This window comes from Gemmatimonadaceae bacterium (assembly GCA_019637355.1).
Taxonomy (GTDB): Bacteria; Gemmatimonadota; Gemmatimonadetes; order Gemmatimonadales; family Gemmatimonadaceae; genus Pseudogemmatithrix.
This window is the reverse complement of sequence record JAHBVT010000001.1, coordinates 1,999,009-2,025,906: the sequence shown is the minus strand read 5'-3', so window position 1 is coordinate 2,025,906 and position 26,898 is coordinate 1,999,009. Positions and strand designations below refer to the sequence as shown.

At 70.3% G+C, this 26,898-nt stretch carries 21 protein-coding genes; 12 read left to right on the top strand and 9 right to left on the bottom strand.

Annotated elements, in window-relative coordinates:
• Positions 1 to 3: 3 nt before the first annotated feature.
• The 4 genes from hemN to KF689_09305 form a co-directional block, all read right to left on the bottom strand.
• Positions 4 to 1,347, bottom strand: coding sequence for an oxygen-independent coproporphyrinogen III oxidase (hemN, locus tag KF689_09320; GenBank protein ID MBX3133568.1), 1,344 nt, complete (start codon positions 1,345 to 1,347; stop codon positions 4 to 6).
• 194 nt (positions 1,348 to 1,541) lie between these two features.
• Positions 1,542 to 2,267 carry a DUF481 domain-containing protein gene (locus KF689_09315; GenBank protein MBX3133567.1) on the bottom strand — a complete coding sequence of 242 codons (726 nt, stop codon included), beginning with the start codon at positions 2,265 to 2,267 and terminating at the stop codon, positions 1,542 to 1,544.
• A 72-nt stretch (positions 2,268 to 2,339) separates the two neighbouring features.
• Positions 2,340 to 6,674, bottom strand: coding sequence for a translocation/assembly module TamB domain-containing protein (locus KF689_09310; protein ID MBX3133566.1), 4,335 nt, complete (start codon positions 6,672 to 6,674; stop codon positions 2,340 to 2,342).
• A complete protein-coding gene (locus KF689_09305; protein MBX3133565.1) occupies positions 6,675 to 8,882 on the bottom strand; it encodes a BamA/TamA family outer membrane protein in 2,208 nt (735 codons plus the stop codon).
• Positions 8,883 to 8,989: 107 nt separating this feature from the next.
• Between KF689_09305 and KF689_09300 the strand changes: the two genes are divergently transcribed.
• A complete protein-coding gene (locus KF689_09300) occupies positions 8,990 to 9,544 on the top strand; it encodes a hypothetical protein (GenBank protein ID MBX3133564.1) in 555 nt (184 codons plus the stop codon).
• Positions 9,545 to 9,574: 30 nt separating this feature from the next.
• Here KF689_09300 and hrpB read toward each other — a convergent pair whose 3' ends face one another.
• Complete coding sequence (hrpB, locus tag KF689_09295) at positions 9,575 to 12,130, bottom strand: ATP-dependent helicase HrpB (GenBank protein MBX3133563.1); 2,556 nt, start codon at positions 12,128 to 12,130, stop codon at positions 9,575 to 9,577.
• 44 nt (positions 12,131 to 12,174) lie between these two features.
• Here hrpB and lspA point away from each other — a divergent pair, with 44 nt between their 5' ends.
• From lspA to KF689_09260, 7 genes are all read left to right on the top strand, one after another.
• Complete coding sequence (lspA, locus tag KF689_09290) at positions 12,175 to 12,735, top strand: signal peptidase II (protein MBX3133562.1); 561 nt, start codon at positions 12,175 to 12,177, stop codon at positions 12,733 to 12,735.
• Positions 12,732 to 13,391 (top strand): hypothetical protein, encoded by a 660-nt coding sequence (locus KF689_09285; protein MBX3133561.1) that lies wholly within the window; start codon positions 12,732 to 12,734, stop codon positions 13,389 to 13,391. The genes lspA and KF689_09285 overlap by 4 nt, the downstream gene beginning before the upstream one ends.
• 55 nt (positions 13,392 to 13,446) lie before the next feature.
• Positions 13,447 to 14,046, top strand: a complete 600-nt coding sequence (locus KF689_09280) for a class I SAM-dependent methyltransferase (GenBank protein MBX3133560.1) — start codon at positions 13,447 to 13,449, stop codon at positions 14,044 to 14,046.
• Positions 14,043 to 14,690 (top strand): phosphoribosylanthranilate isomerase, encoded by a 648-nt coding sequence (locus KF689_09275; protein MBX3133559.1) that lies wholly within the window; start codon positions 14,043 to 14,045, stop codon positions 14,688 to 14,690. Before KF689_09280 ends, KF689_09275 begins: the two co-directional genes overlap by 4 nt.
• Positions 14,691 to 14,748: 58 nt before the next feature.
• Positions 14,749 to 15,684: an ArsR family transcriptional regulator gene (locus KF689_09270; GenBank protein ID MBX3133558.1), complete on the top strand. Its 936-nt coding sequence runs from the start codon at positions 14,749 to 14,751 to the stop codon at positions 15,682 to 15,684.
• Between the two features lie 47 nt (positions 15,685 to 15,731).
• A complete protein-coding gene (gene ahcY, locus KF689_09265) occupies positions 15,732 to 17,249 on the top strand; it encodes an adenosylhomocysteinase (protein ID MBX3133557.1) in 1,518 nt (505 codons plus the stop codon).
• Positions 17,250 to 17,388: 139 nt separating this feature from the next.
• Positions 17,389 to 18,261: a hypothetical protein gene (locus tag KF689_09260; protein MBX3133556.1), complete on the top strand. Its 873-nt coding sequence runs from the start codon at positions 17,389 to 17,391 to the stop codon at positions 18,259 to 18,261.
• Positions 18,262 to 18,276: 15 nt separating this feature from the next.
• On the opposite strand, the gene KF689_09255 is transcribed toward KF689_09260, so the two are convergent.
• On the bottom strand, positions 18,277 to 19,464 hold the full coding sequence (locus KF689_09255; GenBank protein MBX3133555.1) for a hypothetical protein: 1,188 nt from the start codon (positions 19,462 to 19,464) through the stop codon (positions 18,277 to 18,279).
• A 47-nt stretch (positions 19,465 to 19,511) separates the two neighbouring features.
• Complete coding sequence (locus KF689_09250; GenBank protein MBX3133554.1) at positions 19,512 to 21,554, bottom strand: Ig-like domain-containing protein; 2,043 nt, start codon at positions 21,552 to 21,554, stop codon at positions 19,512 to 19,514.
• Between the two features lie 181 nt (positions 21,555 to 21,735).
• Here KF689_09250 and KF689_09245 point away from each other — a divergent pair, with 181 nt between their 5' ends.
• Both KF689_09245 and KF689_09240 read left to right on the top strand, forming a co-directional pair.
• Positions 21,736 to 21,936 (top strand): DUF2892 domain-containing protein, encoded by a 201-nt coding sequence (locus tag KF689_09245; protein MBX3133553.1) that lies wholly within the window; start codon positions 21,736 to 21,738, stop codon positions 21,934 to 21,936.
• A 173-nt stretch (positions 21,937 to 22,109) separates the two neighbouring features.
• A complete protein-coding gene (locus KF689_09240; protein MBX3133552.1) occupies positions 22,110 to 23,171 on the top strand; it encodes a dipeptidase in 1,062 nt (353 codons plus the stop codon).
• Here the strand turns inward: KF689_09240 and KF689_09235 are convergent.
• Together KF689_09235 and KF689_09230 are read right to left on the bottom strand one after the other, a co-directional pair.
• Positions 23,140 to 24,096 (bottom strand): MerR family transcriptional regulator, encoded by a 957-nt coding sequence (locus tag KF689_09235; GenBank protein MBX3133551.1) that lies wholly within the window; start codon positions 24,094 to 24,096, stop codon positions 23,140 to 23,142. The two genes, KF689_09240 and KF689_09235, sit on opposite strands and share 32 nt — an antisense overlap.
• A 124-nt stretch (positions 24,097 to 24,220) precedes the next feature.
• Positions 24,221 to 24,652, bottom strand: a complete 432-nt coding sequence (locus KF689_09230) for a hypothetical protein (protein ID MBX3133550.1) — start codon at positions 24,650 to 24,652, stop codon at positions 24,221 to 24,223.
• 129 nt (positions 24,653 to 24,781) lie between these two features.
• On the opposite strand from KF689_09230, the gene KF689_09225 reads away from it, so the two are divergent.
• Complete coding sequence (locus KF689_09225) at positions 24,782 to 25,348, top strand: DUF2911 domain-containing protein (GenBank protein ID MBX3133549.1); 567 nt, start codon at positions 24,782 to 24,784, stop codon at positions 25,346 to 25,348.
• The gene (locus KF689_09220) at positions 25,345 to 26,886 is read left to right on the top strand and encodes a hypothetical protein (GenBank protein ID MBX3133548.1); all 1,542 of its coding nucleotides are present in this window, start codon (positions 25,345 to 25,347) and stop codon (positions 26,884 to 26,886) included. The genes KF689_09225 and KF689_09220 overlap by 4 nt, the downstream gene beginning before the upstream one ends.
• The last annotated feature ends 12 nt before the right edge of the window (positions 26,887 to 26,898 follow it).

Below are 26,898 nucleotides of genomic sequence, written 5' to 3'. Positions count from 1 at the left end.
CGTTCACAGCGTCCGGCTGAACACCCGGTCGCTCGCGCGCTTCGGCAGATAGGCGTCGAAGGGCAGGCAGAGGTTGCGCAGGAAGTAGCGGCCGAGATCGGTGACGACGAGGCGGTCGGGCTCGAGCGTGACGAAGCCGTCGGCGGCGGTGGCCTTCACGGCGGCGAGCGCAGCCATCAGTGCCGTCGGCACCATCGCGTAGGGCAGCTCGAGGTTGCAGAGCAGCTGCTTGATGATGCCGCCGCGGGTGCGGTCGTCGTCGGTGAGCGTGTGGCCCCGGACGACCGGCAGCGAGCCGGCGCGGACGGCATCGCTCCAGGGCGTGAGTGTCGCCGCGTTCTGCGCGAAGGTCCCGTTGACCTCCGAGATCGAACTCATTCCCACGCCGAGCAAATGCGGGCCGGGGTCGGTGGTGTAGCCCATAAAGTTCCGGTGCAGGCGCCCTTCGCGCTGTGCGATCGCGAGCGGGTCGTCGTGCCGCGCGAAGTGATCGAAGCCGATCCAAGTGTATCCGGCGGCAGTCAGGCGCTGCACGATGTGGCGGAAGAGCGTGACGCGCTCCAACGTGCCGGGCAGCGCATCCACGGCGATGGCCCGCTGGTGCGGGCGCTGCGCCGGCAGGTGCGCGTAGGCAAAGGTCGCCAGGCGATCCGGGTCGAGCGCCAGCACGGCGTCCAGCGTCGCATCCACGCTGCGCATCGTCTGCCGCGGCAGGCCATAGATGAGGTCGAGGTTGATCTCGTTGAATCCGGCGTCACGGGACTGCGCGACCACGTCCTGCACCAACGGCAGTGGCTGGATGCGCCCGATTGCGTGCTGCACCTCGGCGTCGAGATCCTGCACCCCGAAACTGATGCGCGAGAAGCCGAGGTCGCGGTAATGTGCCAACTGGCCCGGTGCCACCACACGCGGGTCCGCCTCGACGGAGAGCTCGGCATCTGGAGCGAACGCGAAGGCATCGGTGAGCAGTCGCCACGCGCGTTCGGTCTGCGCGGCGCTGAGGAGGTTCGGTGTGCCGCCGCCCCAGTGCATCTGCCGCAGCGGCCGTCCCCAGCCGAGTGCATCGGTCAGCAGGGCCAACTCGTGTGCGAAGTCGTCGAGGTAGGTGTCGATCTTGGCGGCGCGGGACGAGGCGATGGCGTTGCAGCCGCAGTACAGGCAGCGCTTGGCGCAGAAGGGGAAGTGCGCGTAGAGGGCGAAGGAATCGGCGGCGGGTACGTCTTGGAGGACCTCAGCCCAGCGCGCCACCGCGAAGTCCGGCTCCCACGCAGGTACCGGCGGGTAGCTCGTGTACCGCGGGCCGGAGACGTCGTAGCGGTGGATGAGAGGCTCGGCGATGGCAAGCATAAGGGTTCGGTCAGGCGTTGACCGAACATTGCGCCGCCGCAACGCGCCGGCAATGCGGAAAACTCCGCGGCCCGCGTAGGGAGATGCCCCGCAGGGTTACGGGTGCAACATCTACTCGGCGGTCAGCCGGCCGGCCCGCGGGCTGATCCCTCCCATCGCGGCCACGCGCGCGCCGTGGGTGGGCACGCCGAACTTTAGAACGAGATCTGCAGACCGGTGGTGAAGATCTTGTCGGTCTTCTGGAACGTCGGCTCAGGCAGATTGTCGAAGCGCACCACGTAGGAGACCTTGAGGCCGATGCGCGCCGAGATCGGCGCGATGAGTGAGGACTCGGCGTTCACGCGCCAGTCTTCCGGCGTCTTGAAGTTCGGGATGCCCTCGGCGGTCTGGATGAAATACGAGCGCGGCGTGAAGTAGTGCCGGTAGGCCAGCGCGGCGCGGCCCGCGGGGAAGTCGCTCTCGGTGCCGTCCGTCGAGACCTGCTGCGTGACCGAGAAACCGGCCTCGATGCGGAGTGTGTCGCGCTCGGTACCGACGGCGCGCCAGGCCAAGCCGAGGTTTTCCTCGAAGCGGCGCTCGATGCCGGCGAAAGTGTTCCGGTCGAAGGCCACGCTGGCGAAGGCTGAGAACAGGCCCGCGAGCCGGTAGTCGGCACGAACGCCGGCTTTCAGGAAGTTGGTGTTTGGTACGCCGTTCTGCTCACCGTACACGAAGTTCACGAGCTGCTCAAACGAGAGCTTTCCGCGCGACTGCGTGAGCTTCTGGCCGACGCTCGTGGTGGTCACCGAGGTGTTGCCGCTGACCTGCACGTAGCCGAAGTCGGCGGTGATCTTGGTGACGACTGGCGCGGGATCCTGGGCCGTGAGCGGGGCGGCGAGCAGCAGGGCGACGAAGGCGGCGGTGAGCGTGACGCGAGACATAGGCTGGTGGATGAGCCGGTGGGCTGTGGTGAAGGGTTCCCCAAACCTAACAAGGGAACGCGGGCCGTGGCCCTACCAGCGCCAATCTCGGTACAGGTCGAGACCGAGCTGGTAGATCTGCGCGAACGTCCCGATACGGTTGCAGGGTGCGGAGCCCGGCGTCAGCGAGACTTCGGCCGAGAGCCGTTCGCGCGGGCGATACTCGCCGGTGATGCCGAACCAGGCAGGCAGCGATTGTGCCGCCCGGTTCTCGCCACGGCAGACGCCGCCGGACATCCGCAGGTACGAGTCGGTGCCGACCTGCGTCCCGGCCGTGAGCGCGAACGAGTTGAGCAGGCCTTCGAATGAGTTCATCGTGAAGTCGCGCGGCGAATCGCCGGCTACGGTCACCACCTGCAACTCGCTGAGGAAGGGTAGCCGCGCGCCCAGCGCACGCTCGGCCGCACCGCCCAGCGAGGGCACCAGCGCCGCCGTCGCGAGCCGCACCGCCGACGCGCTCTGCCCGTCGAGCGCGAAGCTGGGCGCGCCGAAGAGCAGGTAGGAGATGATCTCCGTCTCGCTGGCCGTGGTCCCGAGGTCGCCGGACGACAGCGTGAGCCGCGGGGACTCGACCGAGCCGCTGAGCCGCGCGCCGATCTTGACGTCCTCGCGCTCGGCTTGGCGCACGGTGTACGACGTGTGGATGTCGAGCGTCGGCGGGATGCTCAGCGGGCCGTTGAGCCGCACGAGACCGCTATCCACCTGGAAGGTGCGCTGCAGCAGGCCTAAGTCGAGCCGGAAGGTGCCGCGCGACGCGAAGATCTCCCCTCGCACGTCGGGTTCGTCGAGGGTGCCGGCGGCCGCGACCTCGCCGGTGAGCTGCACGTTGGCTTCCGGGGAGCGGAGGCGGACCTCGTTGCCGAGCCGCAGGCGCACGCCGGCCAGTCGCGGGGCGTACTGCGAGGCCACGTCCTGCTGCACGAGGTCCTCTTCCAGTTGCAGCGCACGCCGGCGTTGGCGCCCGATGAAGAGGTTCGCCGAGGGCACGGTGACGTCGCCGCCGAGCACGAGGGTGTCGAGCGGACCGCGGAGCCAGAGTTGCCACGAGACGTCGGCTTCGGCCACGCGAGGGTCGTCGATGACGCGGAGATTCCTTGCGACGGTGGTGAGGTCGGTACTCCAGCCGCGCCGTTCGCGCACGATGGCGCCCTCGAGCGAGGCGGTGTCGTTCAGGGACCGTTCATCGGCCAGCCGAGCCCGCTGGATGAGGATCGAATCCGGCGAGAACGACACGTCCATCAGGAGATCGCGGAAGCCGGTGCCGAGCGCCGGCACGACGAACGCGCCTTCGCGCAGCATCAGGATGCCGCGCGGTTCGAGCTCGCGCCACGTGCCCGTGACCTGCACATCGGCATCGAGCCCGCCGGTGAGTTCGCGGATGCCCTCCGAGAATGCCTCGAACCCGGCCAGCGGCGTTCCGTGGGCGGTGAGGCGCAAGTACAGCGGCTTCTCGACGAAGCGTTCTGACATCGCCCGCGCCTCGAGGGCGAGGTCCAGCGGCAACTCGGCCGTCACCGAAAACGCATCGCGCTGGAAGACCCGGCCGTCGAGCGTGAGGTTCACCCAGGCCGTGTCGTAGGCCGCGCGCAGGGTGAGTTCCGGCGCCTCGCGGTCGTCCACGCGGGTGGAGTCAAGGCGCGCAGTCATCTGGAGGCGCGGCGCGGCGAAGCTGCCCGCGACCGTGGCGTCGAGCGTGAGCAGGCCGTCCACGCGCGGCGGCATCAGCCCGGTGAACCGTGCGTGGCTGAGCGGGACACGCAGGGCCTGCGTCCGGAGATCCAACGGGCCAGCGGAGTCGACCCGCATCGTCAGGGCGAAGCGGGCGCCATCGCGGCTCAGGAGCAGGAGTGAATCCACGACCAGCCGGTCCGGGCGCCGGACGATGCGGCTCGGGCGCGCGAGTTGCCAGTCGGCCTCGCGGCTGCGCGCCGAGAGCGAGTCCACGCGCATCTCCAGCGAGTCGCCCATCAGATGGATGTCGGCGCGGCCGGATCCGATCAACGTGTCTTGGGCGACGAACCGGAACGAGGCATCTACCCAGGTGGGGTCCCGCACCGTGGCCTCGGCGGAGAGCCGATGCAGGATCGCCCCGCCGGCGCGGCCGTCGACGACGTCGAATGTGGCGAGGCCACGCGTGGCGTGGGGGAGGCCGTCGAGCAGCAGCTCACCCGTCATCTGACGCAGGACGAAGCTTCCGGCGTGCAGGGAGTCGCCGTCGAGCGTGGCGCGAACGTCGAGGGTGTCGAGCGAGCCGACCGCGATCCCCTCGACCCTGAGCGTGCCGCCGAGCGAGTCCGCCCAGGCCGCGGCGAGTGAATCGCCGAGTAGCGGAGCGAGCGCGGCCACCGAATCCAGCACGGCAGCAAAGCGCAACGTGTCGCGCACGCTCGGGTCACGGGCGAGGCGTCCCTTGCCGTTGATGCGACCGAAGTCCGTCGCCACGCGCAGCGTGTCCACCCGCACGCCGCCGGGCTCGAGCACGAGCGCGCCGGTCCCTTCGCGCAGCGGCAGGCCGATGACGCGCGAGCTGGTGTCGAGGGAGAACGCCACCGGGCCGCTGGGTTCGTCCCAGCCGCCGTCGAGCCCGAGGTCGAAGCGGCCGGTGACCTTGTGCTCCGGCAGCTCGCGCGTGGGCAGGAAGCGCGACGCATCGAGGTTCCACACACCGAGCTGTCCCTTGGCGACGAGCCGCGCGGTGTCCATCGAGGTTGCGCCGATGAAGTGCAGGTCGGCGCCCTCGCCGGAGAGGGCGAGGTCCAGCGTCACCGAGTCGCCGGTCACGGAAACGTCCAGCGTGCCGTGCACCGTCCCCCGCATCGGCTCGTCGGCGACGGCCACGCCGTAGGAGGCGAGGGCGATGGTGTCGAGCGCGAGCCGTGCCTCGAGCCAGGTGCGCGTCGTGTCCTCGGCAATGCGACCGTTGCCGCGCACGTGCGTGCGCGGGCGGCTGCCATCGATGTGCACGAGGTCGAGGTCGCGGAAGCGGACGTCGTCAAGCGGCCCGTCGAGCGTCACACTGCCGCTGAGGTAGCCGGTGAGGGCGTCGGCGATGTCGGTCACGCCGCCGGCGCTGCGCACGTCGAGCGAGTCGATGCGCACCTGCAGCGGGTTCAGGACGGTTTCCGCGGCCTCGAGATCGATCGTGCCAGCGATGCGAAAGCGCGAGCGGGCCCCGCCGATGCGCCGATCCTCGAACTCGAACTCGCTCTCGGCGAGCACCAGCGCCGACAGCGGCCCCCCGGGCCCGCGCACGCGGCCTCGCAGCACGCCGTCCCACGGCGGCGGTGGCGACGAGTCGCCGAAGAGCTCGCGGAGCAGCGTGAAGTCGAGCGGGTCCACCGTGACGTCGAGGTTGCGCAGCGCCATCGCCTCGCCGACGTCGGCGACGAGCCGTCCCTCGATGCGCGAACCGCTCGATTCCACCGTGAAGCGGTCGATGACGGCACGGAACTCGCCATCGCGCGCGCCGTTCTCCAGTCGCAGCGCGGCGCGCGCGCTGCCACTGCGGGGGACCAGCGGATCGACCCAGCCCAGCTCCGCGAGCGCCACGGCGTCGGCTCGCACGGCGAGTGCCAAGCGCGGATCGCGCTCAGGGTCGCTCCAGTCCACGCGTCCGTTCACGGCCGCCCGCGACGCGCCGAGCGTCAGCACGGGAAAGCTGAGCGACGCCGCACGTCCGTTCATCGCGATGGTTCCGCCGGTGAGGCCGACGGGCAGGGCGGGCTCGTCGAGGCGAGCGCGGACGCTGGCCAGCGCGATGGTCGCGACGGGGCCGTCGGTCTCGATGCGCGAGTCGCCGAGGGCGACCGAGAGGTCGTGCACGACATCGCGGCGCGGCGGCAGCGTCGGTAGCGAGTCCGGACGGGTCAGCGCGACCGCCCCGTCGCGCAGCGTCAGCGTGTCGATGCGCACCCGCCACGGGCGTCCGGGACGATCCGACGCCGAGCTGCCGATGTCGGCGGCGATCATCATCCGTTCGAGATCCAGCACGCCGGCCGAATCCATCGTGACGTCGGCGTCGAGGCGGTCCAGCGTCAGGCGCGTGATGTGCAGTTCGCGGTCGAGCAACTCGCGCAGGCCGAAGCCCAGCTGTAGCCCCCGCAGGCTGATGATCGCCTTGCCGGTGGAATCGCGGAGGACCAGCGCGTCGAACCCGGCCGTGCCGAGCGGCACGACGCGCAGGCCGGCAAGTTCGACGCTGCTGCCTTGCGCGACGCTCCCACGCAGGGCGGCGAGGACGCGAGCCTCCGTCCACGCGCGCCCCCGCTCGGTGCTGAGCAGCACCGTCGCGCCGGCCCAGACGATGACGCCGAACAGCAGCATCATCCCGAGGGCCGTGAAGAGGACGCGCTTGGTCTGCCGCCGCACCTAGAACGCCTCCCCGATGCTGAAGTGGAACACCAGCCGCGGCAGCAATCCGCTCGGGCGGTTGGGCCGGAAGGTGTTGGGGCAGTTGACCGGGCCGAGGGCGCCGGCCGCCGTGTCGTCGAGCGGCTCCTGCGAGCCCGGCGAGACGCAGATGGCGCGGCCGAGCAGCGTGCCGGTGGCCCGCTGCAGGAAGAACGCCGGACCCGGCTCCCATTGGTGCGGGTTGTAGCCGATGTCCACCCGGAAGGGCCCCAGCGGCGTGACCAGCCGCACGCCGGCTCCCGGCGTCGCGCGCAGGCCGGTCACGGCGTAGTTGCCGGAGTTGTTCCACACGCGGCCGGCGTCGAGGAAGATCACCCAACGCAAGAGGTCGCTGGGCCAGCCGACGCGGGAACGCAGCTCGAGGTTGAGCAGGGCCGTGGCCGTGCCGCCGGCGGGCGCCACGCGATCGAAACCGCGCGCGGCGTTCGCGATGCCGACCTGCTCCCCGTTGACGACGACGGTGTCGGTGGGGGCGCGCACGATGTACACGGCGGGGCCAAGCTGGCCCTGGTTGTAGCCGCGCACCGAGTTCTGGCCACCGGAGTAGAAGCGCTCCTGCGGGGGCACGAAGGCCTCGAGGTCGCGGCGGGTGGCGATGAAGCCGGCCGAAAGCCGCGCCGCCCCGACGATGGTGCGCGTCAGCGGGCGGTACAGCGCGTACTCGAGCTGCGTGCGGTTGAAGTTCACCCGTGTGCCCGGCCGCCCGACGTTCACCGTGCCGATGCGCGACTCGATCGCCCATCGCTCGTCGTTGGCGGCGAAGGACGCGATGGCTGGCGCCGAGCGCGACCAGGTCATCCCGGCCGCGTGCAGCACGCTGGGCGAGTTGAGCAGGAAGCGGTCGTTGAAGCGGCAGAGGCCGAAGGTGGCGCAGGAGACGGCGGCGTCCGAGGTCGTGCGGCCGGCGTCGAAGCGATACGTGAACGTGGTGTTCACCCGCGGGACAATCGGCCTGTCGAACGAGCCGAGCGCGCCGACGGTGGTCTCGCGCACGTAGCTCTGGAACTCCGTGCGGCGCTCGCTGTACAGCGTGCCCACCGGGTGCCAGCGGTCGCCGATGACCCCACGCAACGAGACCGTCGCGCCCACATAGTAGTTGAGTCGCAGGCTGAACGTGTCGCTGCGGACGGCGGGGGCGCAGGCGCCGGAGAACCCGTCCACCGGCGCGCCGACACCCAGCTTGGAGAGGCGCCCGTCGAGCTGCAGCCGATGGCCACGGCCGAGGAAGTTCTGCTCGACGTAGCGCGCCTGGGTGCGGAAGCAGTCGATGGTGCCCCAACCGCCGCCGAAGCGCAACGAATTGTGGCGCCCCTCAACCAACCGTACGCGCACGGGGAGCGTATCGCCGCGCGCGAGCAGCGGTAGCGTGTCGATCGCCACGGTGCGGTACAGGTCGTACGAGTACAGCAACTGCTGGCTGGAGCCGACGGCGCGCGAGCTGTAGGCGTCGCCGGGCTTGAAGCGCAGCAGCGTGCGGACCTCGTCCTCGCGCAGGGCGGGCTTGGCGGAATCGGCGGCGGTCATCGCCACCTCGATCGCCCCCACCCGCACCAACTGGCCGGGCGTGAAGCTGAGCGTCACGCGCGCGCGCCGCGCCACGCTGTCGACGACCACCTGCTTGGTGGGCGGACGGGCGCGCGCATAGCCCTCGGCCCGGAGGATCTGCTGCACCGAGTCCATCGTCGCCACGAGCACGGAGTCATCGACGGGCGCACCGCGCAGGTCCTGCACCAGTCGGCCCTGGTCCACCAACCCGCGCGGGATGCCGACAAGGTGCAGGGAGTCGATCTTCACCGGTGGCGCCTCGCGCACGGCGAACCGCACGTGCGCCACTCGCGCGCTGGGCTTCTCGACCGTCACGCTGGCGACGGTGCCCGGATAGCCGCGCATCGCGTACCACGCGGCGATGCGTCGTTCGTCGCGACGCAGCTCGAGCGTATCCAGGCAGGCCGTCGGACCGACGTTCCACCCGAACCAGCGACGCAGCCTCCCGGCGCGCTCGGTGTAGAGGATCTGCTGCAGGTCGAAGGACCGGATTGACCGGTTACCGTCGAATTGCATCTTCTCGACCCGCGGGCGGAATCGCGTGCACCCCGCATCCTGCGCCGCGAGGGGCACGGCGGCGATCAGGAGGATGAGGGCGGCGCGGAAGGTCGCGAGGGGCATCGAGCGGTCAGGGTGGCGAAAATGCCGCCAGCGGACGCGCCGAGCGACAAGCAATTCTATATTCTGGTACCCGTCCCAAGCCATTCCGATCGGAGGAGTTTCCGCTGATGCGCCGCTTGCTGCTGGTTCTCGCCGCCGTTGCCCTCTCCGCCTGCGGGTCCGATCGCGCGCCCGCGGTCGCCGACACATCCTGCTTCGGCACGCGCGTGCTCTCGTATCGCGATCTCGTGGCCGAGGTGCTGATCCCGGCCGGAGAGTCCTGCGAATCGGGGTCGTTCGTGATCGTGTTCACCCGCGGCGATGACTCGCTACGCACCTTGGTCGAGACGCGCGTCGGGACAGTCGGCTTCATCGGGACGGCCGACGTGGACGGAGACGGACGCGGCGAGTTCTTCGTCGCGACGCACGGCGCCGACGCCGAGCGACGCGGCACGCTCTTCGCGTACGCCGAGGGGACGTCGGGCATCGAGCGCTTTCCCCTTGCGTCGCTGGCGGACGAGCAGCTCGAGGGCTACGCCGGACAGGATCGCTTCGGCTTCGGCGGCGCCAACCAGCTCGTGCGCGCCTATCCCGTCGGGACGGCAGGCGACACGGCCTGGTTCGGGTATTCGCACGGTGAGGCCCGCTGGGACCGCATCACGCGGCCGAGCTGGGTGCGCTAGCTCACTGGCCGTGCTTGCCGCTCCGCGGCGCTAGCTGCCGCGCGGCTTCACCCGCCGCGTCGGCGGCGCCGCCAAGGGATCGTCCGGCCAGGGGTGCCGCGGATAGCGCCCCTTGAGGTCCTTGCGCACCTCGAAGTACCCGCTGCGCCAGAAGCTCGCGAGATCCTGCGTCACCTGCACCGGCCGCCCGGCTGGAGAGAGCAGGTGCATCGTCAGCGGCACCCGGCCCTCCGCCAGGCGCGGCGTCTCGGTGAGCCCGAAGCACTCCTGCAGCTTGACGGCCAGCACCGGGTGCAGCGGATCGCCGTAATCCACACGGATGCGCGAGCCGCTTGGCACCGCGACGTGCGTGGGCGCGATCCGGTCCAAACGTTCGCGCTGCGCCCAGGGCAATGGCGCGAGCAGGGCCTTGCCGAGCCCGATGCGCGCGAGGTCGCTCCAGCGGCGCGCCTCGCCGAGGGCCGGGCGCAACCACGCGTCGAGGGTCGCGAGGAGTGCATCATCGCTCACGTCGGGGAACGGTGCGCCGAGCGCTGCGTGCGCGAACGCAAGGCGCGTCCGCAGCGCGGTGTCGGCTTCGGTCCACGGCAGTGCGGCAATTCCCTTCGCACGCACGGCGTCGAGTACCGCCGCTGCGATGGCCTCGGGCGGAATGTCCCGCAGCGGGCGCTCGCGCAGGACGATGGCGCCCAACCGCTCGCGCTCCGTGGCGCGGACGCTCGCGGTCGAATCGTCCCACCAGATGCGGCGCTCCGCGCTGACTTGTCCGGCCGTCGAGGCGAGCAACGAGGCCTCGTCGAGCGGTGCGGCGAGCCAGATGCGACTCTCCGCCGGATCGCCGTCAAGGTCGGCGACGGCCAGGAACGGCGAGTTCCCAAGCGGCTGAGCTGTGGCCAGTCGCGCGCCACGGCCGTTGCGCAGCAGGTAGCGGGGCGCCTCGCCCGGGCGGCGCTGCGCGATGCGGTCGGGATACGCCAAGGCCACGAGCGTGCCGAGCGCTGCGAGGTCTTCTTCGCGGTCGTGCGCCTCGCGCGGCAGCGCGCGCCGTAGGGCCTGCGCTTCCTGCCGCACACGCTGTGCGCGCGTGGGATCGGCGCGTCCACGATCGCGGCCGCGCAGCGCGTCGAGCCGCGTGACGAGGTCGGCGTCGTGCTCGGCCGCATCGCGCCGCAGGATGTCACGCTCGGCCAGCAGCGCCGCGACCTCGCAGGCGAGCGTCGCCATCCCGAGCGCGGCGCCGCGCAGCGCGAGGTGTGCGAGGCGCGGGGCGATACCGAGGGCGGCCATCGCGCGGCCGTGGGCCGTGACGCGTCCCTGGGCATCGAGTGCGCCGAGGTCGGTCAGGAGCGCACGCCCCTGGGTCAAGGCCCCGGCGGGCGGCGCGTCCAGCCAGCGAAGGGCCGCGGCGTCGGCGTGGCCGGCGCAGGCCAGTTCCAGCGCGAGCGCGGTGAGGTCTGTCTCGAGGACTTCGGGCGTGGCGCGGGCGGGCAGGGACGCGTGCTGTCCTTCGTCCCACAACCGGATGCAGTGCCCCGGTGCGCTGCGCCCGGCGCGGCCTCGGCGCTGGTCCGCCGACGCGCGCGAGACGCGCACGGTGGCGAGCCGCGACATTCCGCTGCGCGGGTCGTAGCGTGGGACGCGCGCGAGTCCGGCATCCACCACCACGCGCACGCCGTCGAGCGTGACGGACGATTCCGCGATGGCGGTACTCAGGATCACGCGGCGTCCCGGAATGCGCGGCCGCAGCACGCGATCCTGGTCTTCGAGCGAGAGCGAGCCGTGGAGGAGCTCCACACGTGCGTCGAGCGCGTCTTCCTCGAGGGCGTCGCGCGTGCGATTGAGCTCGGCGAGACCGGGCAGGAAGACCAACACGTCGCCGGGATGCGCGGCCAGCGCGGCGCGGACCGCTTGCGCCGTATGCCGCGGCATCGGCACGCCGTCTCGCGCAGGGCGCCAGCTCGTGCTCACGGGATGCTCGCGTCCCTCGCTCACAACGACCGGCGCCGGCACGGCATCGCCGAGGAGTGCGGCGACGGGCGCGGGTTCCAGCGTTGCCGACATCACGAGGATGCGCAGATCAGGGCGCAGCACGCCGCGCGATTCGAGTGCCAGCGCCAGGCCAAGGTCGCTGGGCAGGTGCCGTTCGTGGAACTCGTCGAAGAGCACGGCCGCCACGCCCTCCAGCGACGGATCCTCCTGCACGAGGCGCGTGAAGATGCCTTCCGTGATGACCTCGATGCGCGTGGCGGCGCTGACGCGCGACTCGAGGCGCACGCGGTAGCCGACCGTGCGTCCGACGGGTTCGCCGAGCAGGCGGGCCATCTGTTCCGCGGCGGCACGGGCGGCGAGCCTTCGCGGTTCGAGCACGAGGATGCGCCCTTCGCCGCGCCAGGCGGCCGTGAGCAACGCCAACGGCACCCGCGTCGTCTTGCCCGCGCCCGGCGCCGCCACGAGCACCGCCGCGCCGCGATCGGCCAACGCCGCGTGCAACGGTGCGAGGACGGCGTCAATCGGCAGGGACGGGGCGTCGCGCAAGGGCAGGGAGGGGGCGAGGGAGCGGCGCCACGCGTACACCTTCACGGGCACGCGGGGTAAGTTAGGAGGGTCGCGCACGGCGCGTCCAACTTCCTATGACGACACCTGACACGCAGTCCCCCATCGCCCCCGAGCGCGGGCCGCGCGATCGCCTGTACTTCGGCTCGCTCGGTTTCGTCTTGGCGCTTGACATCATCACGAAGCGCTGGGCCGAGGCGACGCTGCTGCTGCACACCCCGGTCGAAGTGGCCGGCAACCTGCTGCGCTGGACGCTGACCTACAATACGGGCGCGGCGATGAACCTCAACGTGGGCGGTCTGTCGCGCCCGTTCTTCAGCATCGTCGCGATCGGGATGGTCACCTACCTTTTCGTGATGATGCGGCAGACGCCGCGCAGCGCTCGGGCCATCCCCCTTGCGCTCGGCTTGGTCTCCGCCGGGGCGCTCGGCAACCTCGTGGATCGGCTGCGCCATACCAAGGGCGTGGTGGACTTCATCGATCTTGGCACGGCGTCTTGGCGCTTCTGGACCTTCAATGTCGCGGACATCGGCGTGAGCGCCGGCGCCATCCTGCTGGCGCTCGCCCTGTGGCGCGAGGACCGCGAGGCCGCTAGCCTCCAGCAGGCGCCCACCCCTGACCCGAGCCCCGAGCAATGACCCAGCGTCGCGATTTTCTTCGCCGTGCCTCCGTTCTCGCTGCCGGCACGCTTGCCGCCGCGCCGCTGGGTGCCGCCGAGCCGCAACCGGCCGTGCAGGGCACCTGGGATATGTCCTGGACCGAGCGCGTGACCGGCCGCCACAAGATGGCCTTCGACGCACACGAGGTCTCGGAAGGTGTCTGCCTGCACCAGGCGCGCTCGTTCCTGCAGGGCTACAAGGACGTGTACGGCCTCAGCGACCGCGACGTCAGTGCCGTGCTCATCATCCGGCACTCGGCCGTGCCAATGGTGATGACCGACGCGCTGTGGGCGGACGGGATGCTCGCGGAGGAGACCAAGCTCAAGGATCCGGTCACCGGCGAGCCGACCAAGCGCAATCCGTTCATCAATGTGCCGGCCGGTGCACAGCACGCCCTGACCTGGCCGGACGGCGCGCTAGATACGCTCATTTCGCGCGGCGTGGTCGTGCTCGCCTGCGACCTCGCCCTGCGCAACTACGCCGGCCGCTTCGCGCGGGCCCGGAGCATTCCGCGGCAGGACGCTGTGCAGCTCGTGAACGACAACCTCATCCCCGGCATCTACAAGATGCCCACCGGGGTGTTCGCGACCTGCCACGCGCAGCAGCTCGGCTGCGGCGTGCTCAACGCGGTGTGAGTTCGGCCGCGGCAGAGCGGAGAGTAGCTTCCGCCGAGTCCACCTCCGCTACGCAATGTCCAAGCGCTACGACCAAGCCTACTTCGAACAGTGGTACCACGACCCGGAGCGGCGGGTCATCACGCCCGCTGCCGTCGCGCGGAAGGTGCGCCTGACGCTCGGCGTGGCCGAAGCCCTGCTGGAGCGGCCGGTGCGCACGGTGCTGGACGTGGGCTGCGGCGAAGGCGCCTGGCGCGAGCACCTGCGGCGCGAACGCCCCAGCCTCCGCTACACCGGCGTCGAGTCTAGCGAATACGTCGTCGAGCGCTTCGGCCGGAGCCGCGACATCCGCGCCGGGAGCTTCGGGTCGCTGGCGACGATGGACCTCGACGGGCCCTACGACTTGATCGTCGTCTGCGACGTGCTGCAGTACGTGCCGGACGCCGAGTTGGGCCCGGGCCTTGCCGCGGTGGCCGAACTCCTCGGCGGGGTGGCCTTTCTCGAGGCGTACACCACCGACGATGCGATCGAAGGCGACCGTATCGGTTGGCACAATCGAAGCGCAGCGCAGTACGCGCGGCGATTCGCGCAGGCCGGGCTCGTCGGCGTCGGGATGCATTGCTGGGTGGGGGAGGTCCTGCACGACAGCACCGCCGCGCTGGAGCGCCGTGCGTGACGCGAGTGAAGATCTGCTGCATCGCCGACGAAGTGGAAGCCGAGCTCGCGCTCGCCCACGGGGCCGACGCCATCGGTCTCGTCACCAAGATGCCCAGTGGTCCGGGGGTCATCACGGACCACGAGATGCGGCGAATCGCGCGCTGGGCCTTCGGGAAGGCCTGGATCTTCGTGCTCACGTCGCAGCGGAGTCCGCTGCGCATTTGCGAACAGGCGCGCGGGATCGACGGGGTGCGCCTGCAGCTCGTCGACAAGGTTCCGCACTCGATGTATGCCGCGATCCGCAGCGGTGCGCCGCACGCCAAGATCGTCCAGGTGATCCACGTGCGCGGGCGTGAGGACGTGGCCGAGGCGGTGGCGGTCGCGCCGCTCGTCGACGAGATCCTGCTCGACTCCGGGAATCCCGATGCAGCCGTGAAGGAGCTGGGCGGCACCGGGCGCACGCACGACTGGACGCTGAGCCGCGCGATCGTCGAGTCGGTGGACGTCCCCGTCTGGTTGGCCGGCGGACTGCACGCCGAGAACGTCGCCGAGGCCATCACAAAGGTGCGCCCCTTCGGGGTGGATATCTGCTCGGGCGTGCGCGAACTGGGAGCGCTGAGCCCGCGGCGACTCCAGGCCTTCTTCGCTGCGGTCCGGGTCTGACCCCGTCCACGGTTGCCCCGGCGGGTTTCAGTGGTTAACCTTTCATCCGGATATACGGATGAAGCGACCTCTCCTCTTTGACCGCCTCTCGGCCCTGGCCGACCCCATCCGCTCGCGGTTGCTCCTGCTGCTGGAGCGCCACGAGCTGACGGTGTCCGAGCTGCGCGCCGTGCTGCAGCTGCCGCAGTCCACGGTCAGCCGCCATCTCAAGGTGCTGGCCGACGCCGGCTGGCTCGTGGCGCGGGAGGACGGAACCAGCAATCGCTATCGCCTCGACGCCAAGGCGCTGGACGCCGGCACGCGCAAGCTGTGGGCTTCGGTGCGCGACGAAGCCGAGGGTCTGCCTGCGGCCGCCCGCGACACCCAGCGCGTGAAGGGCGTGCTCGCCGACCGCCACACGCGGTCGCAGCAGTTCTTCGCGAGCTCGGCGGCCCAGTGGGACAAGCTGCGCGCCGAGCTCTTCGGCGCGCGTACCGAACTCTACGCGCTGGTCGGCCTTCTCGATGACGATGCCGTCGTCGCCGACCTCGGTTGCGGCACCGGCCAGCTCGCCGAGGTGCTCGCGCCGTTCGTGCGCCAGGTAATCGCGGTGGACGAGTCGTCCGCGATGCTCAAGGCGGCAAAGGCGCGCCTCGCCTCGCTGCCCAACGTCGAGATCCGCTCCGGTAGCATCGAGGAGCTTCCAATCGATGCCGGCACGCTCGATGTCGCCGTGCTCTCGCTCGTGTTGCACTACGTCGCCGACCCGGCCGCCGTCCTCGCCGGCATCCGGCGCGCACTGAAGCCGCGCGGCAAGCTCCTGCTCGTGGATATGCTCCCGCACGATCGCGCGGAGTATCGTCAGACGATGGGCCACGTCTGGCTCGGCTTCGACGCCGAGCAGGTCAAGGAGTGGTCAGCCGCCGCCGGCTTCGCGGCAGTACGAATGCACGCGCTCCCGCCCAGTGCCGCCACGAAGGGCCCAACGCTGTTCACCGCAGTTCTCACCGTGTAGTTGTCGTTAGCTTCCGTCATCCGTCTTCCGTCCCAAGAGAGCACACAATGACTGCCACCGCACCCCAGCTCCATCCCTTCGACGCGTCCGCGAAGGCCAACCGCCCCCCATTCAAGGTCGCCGACATCACCCTCGCCGACTGGGGCCGCCAGGAAATCCGCCTCGCCGAGTACGAGATGCCCGGCCTGATGGCGCTGCGCGCCGAGTACAAGGGCAAGAAGCCGCTCGCGGGCGCCAAGATCATGGGCTCGCTGCATATGACCATCCAGACCGCCGTGCTCATCGAGACGCTGGTCGAACTCGGCGCGGACGTGCGCTGGGTGAGCTGCAACATCTTCTCCACGCAGGACCACGCCGCGGCGGCGGTGGTCGTCGGCAAGGATGGCTCGATCGAGCAGCCACGCGGCACGCCGGTGTTCGCCTGGAAGGGCGAGACGCTCGAGGAGTACTGGTGGTGCACCGACCAGGCCCTGATGTGGCCCGACGGCAGCGGCCCGAACTTGCTCCTGGATGATGGCGGCGACGCCACGCTGCTCATCCACAAGGGCACCGAGTACGAGGCCGCCGGCAAGGTGCCGGCCTTCGACGCCGCCAACGAGCCCGAAGAGTGGGGCGTCATCCTCGGTCTGCTGAGCAAGACCATCAAGGAAGACCCGAAGCGCTGGACGAACGTCGGCAAGGCCATCAAGGGCGTCTCCGAGGAGACCACCACCGGCGTGCATCGCCTCTATGAGATGATGCAGGCGGGCAAGCTCCTCTTCCCGGCGATCAACGTCAACGACTCGGTGACCAAGAGCAAGTTCGACAACCTCTACGGCTGCCGGCACTCGCTCACCGACGGCATCCTCCGCGCGTCGGACGTGATGCTGGCCGGCAAGGTCGCTGTCGTGCTCGGCTACGGTGACGTCGGCAAGGGCTCAGCGCAGGCCTTCAAGGGCCAGGGCGCGCGCGTGATCATCGTCGAGATCGATCCCATCTGCGCGCTGCAGGCGGCGATGGAAGGCTACCAGGTCGCGACGCTCGAGGATGTGGTCAGCACCGCCGACATCTTCATCACCGCGACCGGCAACGCCGACATCATCACGGTGGAGCATATGGCCAAGATGAAGGACAAGGCCATCGTGGGGAACATCGGCCACTTTGACAACGAGATCGATATGGCCGGGCTCAAGAAGTACCCCGGCATCAAGCGCAACAACATCAAGCCGCAGTTCGACGAGTGGATCTTCCCGGATGGCCACTCGGTGCTGATCCTGGCCGAAGGCCGGCTGCTCAACCTCGGCTGCGCGACCGGGCACCCGTCGTTCGTGATGAGCTGCTCGTTCACGAACCAGGTGGTGGCGCAGATCGACCTGCACCTCGCGGCGCAGGGCAAGCCGACGGTGTCGGGCACCAAGTATGACGCCAAGCAGGTGTACGTGCTGCCCAAGAAGCTCGACGAGAAGGTGGCGCGCCTGCACCTCGATAAGCTGGGCGTGAAGCTGACGAAGCTCACGGAGAAGCAGGCCGCGTACATCGGCGTGTCGGTGGACGGGCCGTACAAGCCGGATCACTACCGGTACTAGTCGGCCGCCGCGGCAGTCGGCGTGAGGCACGGCGCGGGGCGGGTCCGAGAGGACACGCCCCGCGCTCGCTATCGGAAAGGGTCGCAGCCACCGGCGCGCGAGCCTATACTTCGGAACACCCCTACCGGAGGGCATCGCGATGCCAGTTTCCCCTCGCTGCATATCCTTGGCGGCAACCGTCGCGCTGCTGCTCGCACCGATCGGTCTCGCCGCTCAGGGCGGCGGCAATCCCCAGATGCAGGAGGCGATGCGCCTCCACGAGGCCGGGCGCCACGCGGAGGCGCGTCGCATCTATCAGCAGATGATCGACGCCGCGGACTCGCCGCGCGCACGCGCCGCCGCGCAGCGTTCGATGGCGCGCTCTGCCGGCTTCGACGGTGATTGCGCGCTGGCCGTGCGCTACGAGGAGATGGTCATCGCGTATCACAAGACCCGCGAGGCCAGCGTACCGCAGGACGCGTTCTACCAGCAGGGCGAGATGGCCAACGAGGCGGCGCGCATCTGCGCCGACGCGGGCGCGCTCGACGAGGCGGAGCGGATGTATCGGCGCGGCAGTGAACTTGGCAACATGCAGCCCGAGCCGCGCGAGAATCCGCGCGTGCTGTGGGACTTCCGCCTCAACCACGCGATGGCACGGCTCTCGGCCCTGCGCGGGGACGCGGCGGCGGCGCAGCGCTATCTGACCGGCGCCCGTGCGTCGCTGGACGCGATGGTCGCGGTGGATTCGAGCTTGGCGCGGCAGCAGGAGCGCTTCTTCCAGTACCTGCCGGGCTACATCGCGCTCTACACCGGCCAGACGGCGCTCGCGGTGCGCGAGATGGAGCGCGCGACGGCAATCCCCGGCAACGACCGCGATCCGCAGCTGCGATACCTCCTCGGCCTCGCGTACGAACGGGCCGGAGAGGCGGATCGCGCCAAGGCGCAGTACGAGCGGGCCCTCGCGATGGCGTCGGGGAACAATCCGCCCAACTCTTTCGCCCGGCGCGAGGCCGCGAAGAAGCTCGGAAAGTAGTCGGAGCCCAGGTGTTCAGCGCAGGACGTCGATGCCGCCGGCCTGCTGTCCCACCTCGACGCTGGCCACGCGGCGCAGCGCGCGCAGGTCGATGATGTCCACCGTGCTCCGCTCCGACCCCACGCCCTCGTTCGTGATGAACGCGTAGCGATCGTCGGCCGAGATCGCCGCCCCGTGGACCACGCGCCGCGTCGTCGGGATGCGCACGAGCTCGCGGCCGCTCGCTGCGTCAAACACGCTCACGCTCTGGCCGCGCTTGTTGGTGGCGATGAGCCGCGAGCCGTCGTGCGTGACGGCGAGATTGTACACGCCGTCACCGGCCGGGATGCGCCGCAGCAGCGTCCAGCGCGCGACGTCGATCTCCACGATGTCGCTGCTCTTGTTGCAGGCCACCCAGACGCGCGTGCCGTCGGGTGAGGGCTGCGCCCAAGTCGGGGAGCAGCTCACGTCGCCGGGCGCCGGCGGCTCCATCCCGTGCCCGCCGCCGTCGTGTCCGCCGTGCGCGCCGTGGCCGCCCGCGCCGCGCTGAGGCGGGGCGCCGGCCATCCCGATCTCCTGGCCGGCGGTCAGGAAGAAGTGGCGGTGCACGGCGAACGCCTGTGCGTCGATCTCGACGAGCACCTCGTCCATCATACAGGCCGAGTAGTGCCGCGTGCCCGTCGCATTGAGCCGCGAGCCGTGCGGCATCGTGCAGGTGGGGATGCGCGCCACCTCGATCATCTCACCGGTCTCCACCACCGAGACGCTCGATGGGACCATCTCCCCGTGCAGGTTGAAGTTCACCACCCACGCGAAGAAGCCATCGGGGCTGACCTGTGCCGTCGCCGGAAAGGGTCCGAGCACCGCGCGTCCGACCGGCTCGTCGTCGCTGCTGCGGAACTTCCACAGCGAGCCGCCGGGCAGCCCGTGCGCTGTGGTCACGAAGTAGTGCGCGCCGTCGGGGCTCAGCGCCACGCCGTGCGGCCCGTCGGGGTCGATGAGGCTCATCCCCACCGGCACGACCTTCTCGACGCGCGCGCCCTGCGCGCCGAAGCGGATGCGTGCGATCTCGTCCACCGACTCGGAGACGACGATGGCCTCGTACTCGCGCGTCGGCGGCGCGGGCGGCGCTGGGTCGCTGAGCACGCGCGGGGCGACGCGCGCCCTGTCGACCCGCCGACACGAGAACGCCGAGGTGAGCGCGCCCACGACGAGGACGCCCAACGCGGCCCTGCGCCCTACACCCATCCCGCGACGCGTCGCGCCTGGCGTCACGGCACCACGCCCGTCTTGGGCTCGATGCGCACGATCCACAGGCCGTTGTTCATATCGTTCACGTAAGCCAAACCGTCGCGCACCACCACGCCCCAGGTCATCGCGCTGTTGCGCGTGCGCCCGTCCATATCGGCCGTGTTGAGATGCCCGATCTCGCGGCCCTGCGCGCGCAGGTCGCCCTTGAGCTCGCCGCTCACGTCGAACACGCGGAAGCCGGCGTTGTACGCGCCGATATACAGCGAATCGCCGGCAACCCACACATTGTGCACACCGCCGAACTCCGGCTCGTACCAGGCCACGGACTTCGGCTGCTCGATGTCGCTCACGTCGACCACCTGCAGGCGCCCGTAGGCCCGACCAGCGGCCGCATCCTTCGCGCCGCGCACGCCGCTCGCCGGGAACACCTCGTCCGCGATGAACACGTAGTTGCGGTGGCGCCAGGCTGTGTGCGTGCCGCGGATGAAGCCGGGGCCGCCGCTGGCCTCCACGTCCCGGTACAGCGCGTTCAGGTCGTACTTGAACTGCGAGACCATCACCGGATTGCTCGGCGTGCCACCCTTGATGCCGTTGCCGACATCCAGGATCACCAGCCCGTCATTCCACCACGAGCCGTAGAGCAGGCCGTCCTGCACGTCGATGTCGTGCAGCGTGCGCCCCGCGTCGGGACGGTTCTCGGTCTTCCACTGCGCGACCTCGCGCGGCTGGTGCGGGTCGTCGATGTTGAGCACGTGTAGCGCGCCGGTGCCGTCGTTGGTGAGGAACACGTGCTGCCCGTAGCGCGGGTCCTTATAGATGAAGCTCGAGTGCACGCCGGCGGTGACGCCCTGCGTGAACTCGCTGATGACCTTGGGATGCCGCGGATCCTCGAGCGACGCGAATACGACGCCGTTGCGCCGGTCGGCCGCACCCTCGCGTGTGAAGACGAGGTACTTGCCGTCGGGCGTGGTCATCACGTCGTTCACGCGGCGCGTGTTGGCGACGATGGAGTCGGTGACCACCGGGCTGGCCGGATTGCTGATGTCGATGGCGTAGAGCACGTCGCCGCCGCCGCCGGAGCCGAGGTACGCGACCTCGCCGTTGGGATGCAGCCAGACTTCCTCGGTGTTGAAGCGCGTGCGCGGCAGGCGGCCTACCACCGTCAGCGGGCGGCGCACGTCGCGGCGCGTGAGCGTCACCACGGCATCGGCCGAGCGGTTGCCCAGCGAGGCCGTGATCGTGTAGCTGCCGGCCTCGTAGCCGACGAAGGCCCCGTCGCTGTCGATCATCCCTTGGCCGGGGGCGAAGCTCCACACCGGCGTGACGCCCGCGATCTCGCGGCCCTGCGCGTCGCGCGCGACGGCGCGGAAGCGGATGACATCACCCGTCCGCGCATCGCTGAGCCCCGGTTCGACGCTGAGCGAGGCGGCGGCGGTGGCGAGCACCTCGACGCCGATCGCCTCGGTGACATCGCCGGCACGCGCCGTGAGCGTCGTGCGCCCGGCGGCCACCGCAGTCACCATCCCCACCTCGTTGACCGTCGCGATGCGCGGGCTGGACGAACTCCACGTCACCCGGTCCTCGCGTCGGTCGCCGATGGCCGAGGTCACCTCGGCGTTCAGCCGGATGCGCTGGCCCGTCACGAGCCGCTGTGGCGTCGGTGTGATGGCGATGCGCGCGGCCGGGCCAGGGACCATCCGCACTTCGAAGCGCTCCACTACCGGCTGCTCGCCCGGCAGGATCGCCACCACCGCAGCCGGCAGGATGCCCGTCGAGCCGGCGGTGACGAGGCCGGTCTGTGACATCGAGCCTTCGAAGTGCGCGCCCGTCTGGGCCCAGCGGAAGTTCACGCCTTCCACGACCTTGCCGGACGCATCACGCGCCTCGGCGGTGAAGCGCAGGGTATCGCCAGCCGCAACCGTGCGCTGGACGGGCAGCACGACGACGCGTGCGATGGTCGGCTTGGCCGCCTGCGGCTGCTGGGCCGCGAGCGTCGGGGTGAAGGCGGAGGCGAGGAGGACCGCGCCGAGCGCCGGCCAGGAACGAAGCGAGAGGATGGGCATCCGTACTGGGGCTGGAGTCAGGGCATACCCGCAGGGTCGCGGGACCGACGGAATATACCGCCGCGCGACGTGAGGGTTTCCCGCGCAGCGGTCGCGGCATCCCGCCGACGGCGCAGCGGCGCAGGGGGGCGCATCGTACGTCAGACGCGCCACGCGTTCCCCTCTCACGCAGGAGTTGCAGATGTTCAAGACCAATGCAGGCACCGCCGACCGTGCCCTTCGCGCCCTCCTCGGCATCGGGCTGATCTCCATCGTGTTCGTGGGTCCGCAGACGCCCTGGGGCTGGCTGGGCCTGATTCCGCTCGCCACCGCCGCGATGGGCTTCTGCCCGCTCTACTCGCTACTGGGCATCAACACCTGCGGTGTGAAGCCGGCCAAGTAGGACGATGCGGCGTCGGCGGGACGAAGGGGCGCGGCCACCGGCCGCGCCCCTTCTATATTGGATGGATGCGCCTTCATCCTGCCCTCGTCGCGGCTCTGATCGCCGCCCCTGCGCTGGCCTGCGCCCAGGCCCGCCCTGCCGCTCCCACCGCCGACCCGCACCTCGAGCGCGCGATGCGCGTCCTGCGCAGCACGCCGCTGATCGACGGCCACAACGACCTTCCCTGGGCCATCCGCGAGTTCCGCGACGCGCCGCACGACGTGGAGCGCTACGACCTGCGCACGCGCACGGTCGGGCACACGGACATCGCGCGCCTGCGCGCCGGGATGCTGGGCGGCCAGTTCTGGTCCGTGTACATCCCCGGTGGCGATGCGATCAAGGCGATGGGCTACGCCCGCGTGCAACTGGAGCAGATCGACATCGCGCAGCGCGTCTTCGCCAAGTACCCGGACGTACTCGAGCCCATCCTCACGGCGCAGGGCTTCCGTGACGCCTTCGCCCGCGGCCGGATCGGCTCGGTGATGGGGATGGAGGGCGGACACGCCATCGAGAACTCGCTCGGCGCGCTCCGCGCCTACTATGCGATGGGCGTGCGCTATATGACGCTGACGCACAACGTGCACCTCGACTGGGCCGACGCGCACGTGCCTAACCCACGGCACGGCGGGCTGACGGCATTCGGCCGCGAGGTCGTCCGCGAGATGAACCGGCTCGGGATGCTGGTGGATCTCTCGCACACCTCGGCGGCGACGATGGCTGCGGCGCTCGACGTGAGCGAGGCGCCGGTGATCTGGTCGCACGCCAACGCCTTCGCGATCGCGAATCACACGCGCAATGTGCCGGACGACATCCTGCGCCGCCTGCCGCAGAACGGCGGCGTGGTGATGGTCACCTTCGTGCCGGGGTTCGTGAGCCGCACGCCCGGCGCCACGCTGGCGCAGGTGGCCGATCACATCGATCACATCAAGCGCGTCGCCGGCGTGGACCACGTGGGCGTCGGCGGCGACTTCGACGGCATTGACGAGGTCGTGCGCGGGCTCGAGGACGTCTCGACGTATCCCGCGCTGTTTGCCGAGCTCTCGCGGCGCGGCTGGAGCGAGGCCGAGCTACGGAAGCTGGCCGGCGAAAACATCCTGCGGGCGATGGCACAGGCCGAGCGGGTGGCGGCGCGGCTCCAGCGGGAGCGCGCGCCATCCACGGCGACTATCGAAGCGCTCGACCAGCCGTTGCGCTGACGCCGTGCTGGCGTAGCCACTGCCGGAGCCCCGCGAGAGAGGCGAGTTGGTGCGCGCCGATCTCGCGGATCGCGTCGGCGTAGTGCGCCGCGCCGCTCCCGCCGATGACGAGGCCCACGCCGGTTGGAAGCGCAGCGCGGAGCGCACGAAGTTCGCCGGGCAGCTCGGGGTCGTCCGTGGGATACACAATCGACAGCGCGAGGGCCCGCGCCTTGGCGAACTGAACCGCCCGCGCGAGTTCATCTGCCGGCAGGTTGGGCCCGAGATACGCCACGCGCCAGCCGCAACTGGCGGCGGTGGTCGCCGCCAGCATCGCGCCGAGTTCGTGCAGCTGGCTCGCCGGTGTGCCGACGATGATCACCGGTGCGTGCGTGTCAGGCACCGTCAGGTCCGACATCCACACCAGCACGCGTCGGATGGTGGAGGTCGCCAGGTGTTCGTTGGCCGGCCGCAGCAATCCTTGGTGCCACAGCGAGCCCACGGTGAAGAGCAGGGGCCCGATGACTTGGTCGAGGACGTCCTCGCTCGGCATCCGGAGCACCGCCGCGCGCAGCGTCTGCTCGAGCCGCGGGGCATCGAACTCCTCGACGGCCATCAAGGCAGACGAGAGAAAGGATTCCACCGCCGGCTGGTCCGGCCCGATGCCTACGCGCTCGCGCGACTGGCGCTCATCGCTCTCGATGAGCCGCTGCAGCTCCTCGTTGGGTAGCGGCACCAGCTGGCCGATCTGTCGCCCCGCCCGCGAGGCGCGCGAAAGCAGCGAGAGCCGTTCGATGTCCGCGTCGCTGTAGTGGCGCTGCCCGCCCGGCGAGCGAATCGGGGACACCGCGCCGTAGCGGCGTTCCCAGGCCCGCAGCACGTCCGGCGTGAGGCCGGTGCGCTGCGAGACGATTCGGACGGGGTGGTGCCCATTGGACGATGGCATACCGGAATTTGTAGACAGGTGAAGTAGTTGTCAAGCTATTTGCACACTTGTCCTGCTATTAAGCTGGACATATACCCACAATATCTAGAAGAGTTCCACCAATTCCGGACGTCCGCTGGACGAGCTAGCCGTTCCGCTGCTTCTCGACCCGAGCTTGGAAGATGCCGAACACGTAGCGCCCTGCTTCCGTCTGGGTCGCCACCCACTCGGCGTTGCGGAAGGCGCGCGGGTTCAGCTCGGCGCGGATCCGCTCGAGGAAGGGCCAGACCTTCGCGAGCAGCAGCATCCCCTCGCCGTTGCTTTCCATCGCGAGGTCGGCGTTGAGCGTGCCGTGCTTGATGAGGCCATACGCCATCTCCCAATAGGTCGAGACCTGGCGGTACGCTCTGTTGAGCGGATGGTCGGCCTTGGCGATGGCGGAGACGTCATCGAAACTGCGCGGCAGGAACTGGGCGTTGATGCTGTCGCGGGACTCGCGCATCACGGGGTCTCGGCGGAGTTCGTAGAGCCGCAGGACCAGCTCGGCGTCGTGGTGATCGGGGGCGGACTTGAGCATCGCGGGCGTGGAGGGCTGGAGGAGACGTGGCGACGGTCCCGTTGGTCGGGTTCCGGACTCGGGGGTATCTTAACCCTCACGTGGTCCCGCTGAGGGGCCGTTCTTCCTCACTCTCGACGATCACTCACGATGCGAAAGGTCCTCGTTCTCGCCCTGTCCGCCCTCGTGGCGGCGCCGCTCGCGGCCCAGCAGTCCGGCCTGCGCGCCCCGCTCAGCACCCGCGCCACGGTCACGATGCCGCTCAGCACGCCCCGTGTGCAGGGCCAGCCAGCGCCGACGCCCAAGAACGTCGTCATCGATTACGGCCAGCCGCACGCGCGCGGCCGCGACGTGCCCTCGGAACTCGCCGCTGACGGCACGGTGTGGCGTACCGGCGCCAACACCTCGACGACGCTGCGCACCGAGGCCGACTTGGTCATCGGCGGCCGCGACGTGCCGGCCGGCGCCTACTCGCTCTACACGATCCGTCAGAGCGGGCAGTACTTCCTGATCATCAACAACAACACCGGCCAGTGGGGCACCGAGTACGACGCGTCCAAGGATCTGGTCCGGGTGCCGATGCGCGCGCGGCAGCGTGCGGAGGTGCAGGAGTCGCTGCAGATCGCGATCGTGCCGGCGGATGCGCAGTCGGCGCGCGGCGTGCTCAACATCAGCTGGGGCCGCCTCGAACTGGCGGTCGACTGGGCCGCCAAGTGATGCGGGGCGCGGCGGCGGGGCTGGCCCTTCTGGTCTGGGCGAGCGTCGCCGCCGCGCAGCAGGAGCCCACGCGGGCGGCGCTCGAGGCGCGCATCGCGCAGGGCGATTCGGCCTGGGCGCGTGACGATCATCGTGCCGCCTTCGCCGCCTACGACGCCGTCGTGCGCAGCGACTCGGCGTACTCCACGCGCGTGCTCTTCCGCGTGGCGTTACTCCACGCCTGGGCCAACCGATTCGAGCCGGCACTCGCGGCGCACCGCCTCTACGTGCGGCTCGAGCCCGGCGACCTCGAGGGTCGCGTGGCGCTGGCACGCACGTCGGCCTGGGCCTCGCGGTTTCCCGAATCCCTGGCCCAGTACGACAGTGTCCTCGTGCGCGATGCCGACTACCGCGACGCCGTCGTCGGCCGCGCGCAGGCCTTGGCCTGGAGCGATCGAATTCCCGACGCCGAGCGCGGCCTCGAGGATTGGCTGAGCCGCCGCGCGGATGACGCCGAGGCCTGGATGCTGCTCGGGCAGTTCCGTCGTTGGCGCGGCGATGCGCGTGCGGCGGAGGCGGCGCTGGCCCGAGCACTGGCGATTGAGCCGGGGCATCGTGGAGCGCAGGAGCAGATGGCTTGGGTGCGCACGGAGCGGCGCCCTGCAGTCGCGTGGACCGTCGTCGGCGCCAAGGACTCCGAAGACAACACGCTCTGGCACCGCGAAGTGACCGTGGATGCCGCAGGCTGGGGGAACAGTCGCGTTGGCGTCGCGGCGCGGCTGCGTGAGGCCAGCGTGTCCGACGGCGGTGCTCTCGTGATGCCCGGAGTGACGGCCTTCGTCGCTGGCCGACTGGCGAATCGCGGTGTGGCCACGCGCGCCGAGTTCGGGGTGGTGCAGTATCCCGCTGCGCTCGGCGCCGGGGGCACAAGGCTGCGCGGCGCGCTGCGCGCGAGCGGATCGCCGCGCCGCGGGCTGCGGCTCTCAGGCGGCGCGTCGCGCGAGCCCTTCGACGAAGTGCGTGCGACCGCGCAGCGCGAGATGATGTTCAACGTGGTCGATGTGGACGCCGCTTATGCGCTGCGGCCGAGGGTGCAGGTGGGTCTTGCCGGATCCCTCGGGCAGGTCGAGGGCGCGGGCGTTAGCCAGGACGTCTCGCGCACGACCGTGACGACCACACTCCGGTGGACACCGCGCCGCGGTACCGGCCTGGCGCTGACGCATCGCGAGGCCTCGTGGTCCCAGCCGCAATTCGGCGTGTTCTTTGCACCGCAGCGGTGGGCCACGACGGAACTGTCGGTGTCTCGCGAGCGCACGGCCGAGCTGGGGCTCCTGCTCGTCGGCGATGTCGGGCTGGCCAGCCAGCTTGTTGGTTTCGAGAACTCGCCGCTCGAGCACGCGGTTGTGCCGCGGGCGACGATGCGCGTTGGCTACCGTGCTGCGCCTGGCCGCGAGGTTCTGGTCGGCCTGACCTACGCGAACGTTGCCGGCGCCGGTGCCATCACCGCGAGCGACTACCGCTACGGCGCTGCGACCCTCGGGGGGCGCTGGACCTTCTGACGCGAGGCGGCG